Genomic DNA, 5,952 nt, shown 5'->3' with positions numbered 1-5,952 from the left:
TGCGATCCGCCTCGGCGTCCGCGGCGGACACGGTGTCCCGGGCGGTCGCGTCGGCTTCCGCGAGCACACTGTCGCGCTGGTCCAGCACGTCCTGGGCGTCGTCGAGCTCACCGGGGAAGGAGTCACGGATGTCGTCGAGCAACAGCAGGGACTCGTGCCTGGGCACCACGCAGTTCGCGGTCATGGGCAGACTGCGGGCATCCTCGATCATCGCGTTCAGCTCATCGAGGGCCTGGAACACTCGGTACACGCTCGTCCCTTCACCGGATCGTCACTCTTGCCACACCAGTGTGCCCGCAAGCCGGGCCCCGGTGCCGGTGCGGCGGCGGTGTGTCCGGTGGTCCGGCGCGCCGGGGCCCGGTCAGCCCAGCCGTTCCTTCAGGGCCCGTGCGACGGGATCCGGCAGCAGATGCGAGACGTCCCCGCCCAGTCGTGTGACCTCGCGGCACAACGAGGAGGACACGAAGGCCAGGTCCGCCCGGGTCGGCAGGAACACGGTGTCCACCCCCGCGATCGACCTGTTCATGTGGGCCATAGGCAGTTCGTAGTCGTAGTCGGTCGAGTCGCGCAGGCCCTTGATCACGGCCGTGGCGCCCTTGTCACGGCAGTAGTCGACGAGCAGCCCGTAGAAGCTGTCGACGCGGACCCCGGGGAGGTCGGAGCAGACCTCCTCGATGAGCGCTTTCCGCTCGTCGATGGTGAACGTCCCCTGCTTGTTGGGGTTGGCCACCACGCACACGATCACGTCGTCGAACAGTTGCGCCGACCTCCGGACGATGTCGAGGTGCCCGAGGGTCACCGGGTCGAAGGAGCCTGGGCACACGACGGTGGTCATCGGGCGACCGTATCAACCGGTCGGGCGATCTCGACGGCGGTCTCCCCGTAGGTCCGTTCGAACACCACCTCGTAGCCGCCGGGCCATCGCACGGCCGGGTCGCGCTTGGACCTCTCCCACACCACCAGGGCGTCACCGGCCAGCCACCCTCCCGCCGACAACGCCTCGAGGACGGGCGCGTCGAGCTCCCCGGACTTCTCGTACGGCGGGTCGGCGAGGACGAGGTCGAACCCGCCGGCCACGGGGCACGGACCGGCGACGGCGGCGGGCAGCGCCGCCCGCTTCACGGTCGGGCGGACCGCCGGGAACGACGAGGACACACCCGCGGTGTTCGCGCGGATGCTCGCGACCGCCCGGGGGTTGTCCTCCACGAACCACACCACGTCGGCGCCCCGGGAGACCGCCTCCAAGCCGAGGGCGCCCGATCCCGCGAACAGGTCCAGCACGGCGGTTCCGTCCAGATCCATCCGGCTGGTGATCGCGCTGAACAGGGCCTCGCGGACGCGGTCGGTGGTGGGCCGGGTCCCCGAGGGCGGCACGGTGATCGACCGCCCGCGCAGGCGGCCCGAGATGATGCGGGTCATGACTCCCCCGATGGTCGAGATGGTGGTGGTCAGTACTTGAACAGGTAGTCCGACTCGTCCGAACCGGACAGTCGGCGGACCCGCTCGGCCAACGCCGGGTGGGTGTCGAGCCCGGGGTCGGAGTCGAGGATCTCCTCGGCGTGGCGGCGTGCGATCTCGATGACCTCGCCGTCCTCGACGACGGACAACAACCGCAGCGAGGCAAGTGCACCCGACTGAGCGTCTCCGAGGACGTCACCCTCGCGGCGTTGGACCAGGTCGAGCTGCGCCAACAGGAACCCGTCGGTGGTGGCCGCGACGGCGTTCAACCGTTCCATCGCCTTGCCCCCCTCGCGGGAGTTGGTCACGAGCAGGCAGAGCCCGGGCAGGCCACCCCGACCCACCCGTCCACGGAGTTGGTGGAGCTGGCTCACCCCGAACCGGTCGGCGTCCATCACCACCATCACGGTGGCCTCCGGTACGTCCACCCCGACCTCGATCACGGTCGTCGACACCAGGACGTCGAGATCACCGGACGCGAACGCGGTCATGGTCGCGTCCTTCGCCTCGGGGGGCAGCCGACCGTGCATCAAGCCGATGCGGAGTCCCGCGAGAGGCCCGGTGGACAGGTACTGGTGGAGCTCCACGGCGGCGACCAGCGGGGGCCTGTCGCCGCCCTTGTCGTCGTCCCCCGCCTTCGGGGCCCCGTCCGGGGCGTCGGTGGTCTCGGCGTCGATCCGCGCACACACGACATACGCGCGATGACCAGCCCCGACCTCCTCCCGCACCCGCTCCCAGGTGCGCTCCACCCATCTCGGCCTGTCCCTGGCCGGCACGACGGAGGTCGAGATGGGTCTGCGTCCACCGGGCAGTTCACCCAGCTCGGAGACCTCCAGGTCGCCGAACACCGTCATCGCGATGGTGCGGGGGATCGGCGTCGCCGTCATCACCAGCAGGTGCGGGACCATCCCGTCCCGCCCCTTGGCGCGGAGCCGGTCACGCTGACGGACCCCGAAGCGGTGTTGTTCGTCGACCACGACCAGCCCCAGGTCGAAGAAGTCGACGGAGTCCTGGATGAGCGCGTGCGTCCCCACGACGATCCCGGCCTCCCCGGTGACGATGTCGAGCAGGGCCGCCCGGCGCTCCGCCGTGGACATGGACCCGGTCAGCAGCACGACCCGGGTGGCCTGGTCCGCGGCGCCGAGTCGGCCCCGCTCCCCCAGATCACCGAGCATGGCCGTCAACGAGCGGTGGTGTTGGGTGGCCAGGACCTCGGTGGGCGCCAGCATCACGCACTGGCGCCCCGCATCGACCACCTGGAGCATCGCGAGCAGCCCGACGACCGTCTTCCCGGAGCCGACCTCACCCTGGAGCAGACGGTTCATCGGTTCGTCGAGCGTGAGGTCCGCCGAGATCTCCTCGAGGACGGTCTGCTGCCCGGCGGTGAGCTCGAACGGCATCCGCGACTCCATCGCGGCTCGGACGCCGTCCCCGCGCACCGGGCTGGCCGGCGCCGGGTCACGGGCGACGAAGCGGCGCCGGGCCCCCAGCAGCAGCTGCAGTGCGATCGCCTCGTCGAACCGGAGGCGGTGGCCGGCCCTGTCCGCGTCCTCGACGCATCCGGGCAGGTGGGCCTTGCGCAGCGCCTCGTCGAGGCCCATCAACCCCGCGGCCTGCCGGACCGCGTCGTCGAGGGGGTCCACCACGGGGACCAGGGCGCGGATCGCGGTGACGACCGCACCGAGGAGGTCCCACGACGTCACACTCTCCTTGGCCGAGTAGATGGGCAGGAGCGGGCGGTCGAACAGGCTCGGGCCGCCCTCGGCGTCGATCTCCGCGGAGAGTCGCGCGAGCGCGGCGAGGTCACCCGAGCCCTTGAGCTGGCCGCCGGGCCCGGCGACCGATCGGAGGACCAGGAACTCGGGGTGCTTGAGATCCAGGGACTGGCGGAACCGCGACACCGTCCCGTCGAACATCGCCACCGTGCCCACCGGGAGCATGAACTTGATCCTGCGGCCGGCGAAGTAGACCACCTTGAACGTGGTGTCCTCGTCCTTCACGGTGAGCGTGAGCATCTCCCGCGGCTGGCCCTGCTTGGTGGTGTAGGTACGGGTCGCGGCGGTGGCGACGGTCCCGATGATCGTCACCCGCTCCCCGTCGACGAGTTCGCGCCTGTCGTAGCGCTGCCCGTGCTGCCGGTAGCGACGGGGCAGGGTGTGGAGCAGGTCGCCGACGGTCCGGTGGCCGAAGGCCGTGGTGATCCTCTCGGCCAGTCCGGCGTCGAGGACCTCCTCCAGCGGCGTGTCCGTGGTGGCGAACGCGGTCATTCGACCCCGACGTGTGCGAGCACCCGGCCCGGTCCGGCCGCGTATCCGGCGACCTCCACGTCGGGGTGACCGTCGCGGATCCGGGTCAGCGCCTCCTGCGTCGCGGCCTCGTCGTAGTCGTCGCCGAGCAGCAGGGTCACGAGTTCGCCGCCCGAGGAGAGCAACCGGTCCGCGAGCGCGCACACCGCGTCCACCGGGTCCGTCTCGATGAGGGCGACGTCGTGGCCGACCATGCCGAGGAGGTCCCCGGCGGCGCAGCGACCCACCAGGGTGAGCGCGTCGTGTTCGGCCCGCACCAGGTGCGCGTGCCGGGTGGCCGCGGCCGCGTCCGCCATCCCGAAGCCGTCCAGGGACAACGTGGTCGAGGGGTCGTGGACGGCCAGCGCGGACAACCCCTGGACGACCGACCCCGTCGGGAGGATGAGGGCGTTGCCGTCGACGTCGCGCAGGGCGGCGTCGAGTGCTCCGATCTGCGCCCTGGACAGCTCACCGTTGGGCAGCACCAGCAACTCGTCCGCGGACAGTGCCAGCACCGCGTCGATCACCCCGCCCTCGTCCGGATCGACCGTTCGCGCCCCCGCGCCCGAGAACAGCTCGGCGAGCGGCCCGTCGGGGACGATCGCGACCACCGTCCGCTCGGGCTCGCGTCCGGTCCGGTTCGCCCCCTCCCCGGACCCATCCCGTCGACGGTGCCCTGCCGACGGGCTCACGCCCACCGGGTCCAACATGTCCGTCACACGGATCTCGGTGACCCGGCCGAGCGAGAGCGCGACCTCGACCGCCGTTCCGATGTCGTCGGTGTGGACGTGGACCGCCCAGCGGGCGTTGTCCCCCGTTCCACCGTCGCCCACGACCACCACGCTGTCGCCCAGGGTCCGGAGAGCGGACCTGAGCTCGTCGGCGCGCGCGTCGTCCGAATGGGTCAGGGAGTACATGACCTCGTACCGGGTGTCGGCGGAGGACTCCGGGGCACCACCGTCCGTCCCGTCACACTGCGCGGACGGCTCGGTGAACGGGTCCTCGGGGACGAAGTAGTCCGGTCGCTCCGGCGCCTGTCCCCCGAGTACCTCGACCATGGTGTCCAGCAGCACCAGCAGGCCTCTGCCGCCCGCGTCCACGACCCCCGCCCGGGCCAGCGCGGGCAGCTGGGACGTCGTGCGGTCGAGGGCCTCCGCCCCGGCATCCGCGGCCGCCCGTGCCACCTCGACGAGCGAGGTCGCCGACGACCGACCGGCGCCCCCGGCGGCCTCCCGCAACACGGTCACGATGGTGCCCTCCACCGGATCGCTGAGCGCATGGTCGACGAGGGTCACCGCCGTCCGGAGCGCTCGACGGTAGGTGGAGGCGTCGACGACGGTGAAGGTCGCGGCCTCGCCGACCGCCCGGAGAACCTGGGACAGGATGACGCCGGAGTTGCCCCGCGCACCGTGGACGGCCCCGTGACCGAGCGCCACGGCGATCTCGCGGGCGCCGGCACTTCCCCCGCCCTCGGCGATCCACGCCTCCTCTCCCTCGGCCCTGTCGACCGCGGCTCTCATCGTGTAGAGCAGATTGGTCCCGGTGTCGGAGTCCGGCACCGGGAAGACGTTGAGGGCGTTGATCTCCTCGCGGTGGGTCGCCAGATGTTCCACACACCGACGCGCCCACCCCAGAAGCCCGTGGGCGTCCAGTGATGACGGACGTTCCTCGACACTCGTCGACTCCTGTGCCATCACCCCTCCTCGGCGTCCGTCCACCCCAACGGTCCGACTCCGTCGGTCGGCGCGGCCAAGCCTAGTACCCTCACCGTGCGACAGCCGTCGAACAGGCCGAGACGGCCCGTACCACTCCCTGGAGACCAGATGACCACTGCCCTGAACGCCACTCCCCTCGTCACCCTCGAGGACGGTGTGCTCACCATCCCCATCTCCCTCGAGGGCAGGGGGAACTCGCTGGACTCCGACGCCGTCACCCAGGCCGGCACCGCACTGGCCGCGCTCCTCGCCGGCGAGATCGACGCCGGTGCGATCCTCCTCGTGGGCCTGGGCAGGAACTTCTGCGCGGGTGGGAACGTGCCCGGCTTCGCCGCCGCCGAGGACCGCTCGGAGCACGTCCGCGAGCTGGCCGACCGGTTGCACGTGGTGGTCAGGCAACTGGAGGAGGCACCTGTGCCGGTGGTGGCCGCGGTGGCCGGCTGGGCCGCGGGGGCCGGGCTCTCCCTCGCGTTGGCCGCCGACTTCTCCGTCGG

At 71.6% G+C, this 5,952-nt stretch carries 5 protein-coding genes and 1 pseudogene; 1 reads left to right on the top strand and 5 read right to left on the bottom strand.

Annotated features, from left to right (window positions below; genetic code table 11):
* From G6021_RS10470 to G6021_RS10450, 5 genes and pseudogenes are all read right to left on the bottom strand, one after another.
* Positions 1–250 (bottom strand): annotated as a pseudogene (locus G6021_RS10470) (DivIVA domain-containing protein); the annotation flags it as partial.
* Between the two features lie 111 nt (positions 251–361).
* The gene (coaD, locus tag G6021_RS10465; RefSeq protein ID WP_179525487.1) at positions 362–835 is read right to left on the bottom strand and encodes a pantetheine-phosphate adenylyltransferase; all 474 of its coding nucleotides are present in this window, start codon (positions 833–835) and stop codon (positions 362–364) included.
* Complete coding sequence (gene rsmD, locus G6021_RS10460; protein ID WP_179525488.1) at positions 832–1,419, bottom strand: 16S rRNA (guanine(966)-N(2))-methyltransferase RsmD; 588 nt, start codon at positions 1,417–1,419, stop codon at positions 832–834. Before rsmD ends, coaD begins: the two co-directional genes overlap by 4 nt.
* Positions 1,420–1,448: 29 nt before the next feature.
* Entirely contained in the window at positions 1,449–3,725 is a 2,277-nt protein-coding gene (recG, locus tag G6021_RS10455; protein ID WP_182639247.1) for an ATP-dependent DNA helicase RecG, read from the bottom strand.
* The gene (locus G6021_RS10450; protein ID WP_182641244.1) at positions 3,722–5,437 is read right to left on the bottom strand and encodes a DAK2 domain-containing protein; all 1,716 of its coding nucleotides are present in this window, start codon (positions 5,435–5,437) and stop codon (positions 3,722–3,724) included. Before G6021_RS10450 ends, recG begins: the two co-directional genes overlap by 4 nt.
* A 129-nt stretch (positions 5,438–5,566) precedes the next feature.
* Here G6021_RS10450 and G6021_RS10445 point away from each other — a divergent pair.
* Positions 5,567–5,952 (top strand): enoyl-CoA hydratase-related protein (locus G6021_RS10445; RefSeq protein ID WP_182641243.1); only part of this gene is annotated, 386 nt, incomplete at its 3' end.

It is taken from the genome of Dietzia sp. CW19, assembly GCF_014145265.1.
GTDB classification, from domain to species: Bacteria; Actinomycetota; Actinomycetes; order Mycobacteriales; family Mycobacteriaceae; genus Dietzia; species Dietzia natronolimnaea.
This window is presented reverse-complemented; position numbering and strand designations above follow the sequence as displayed.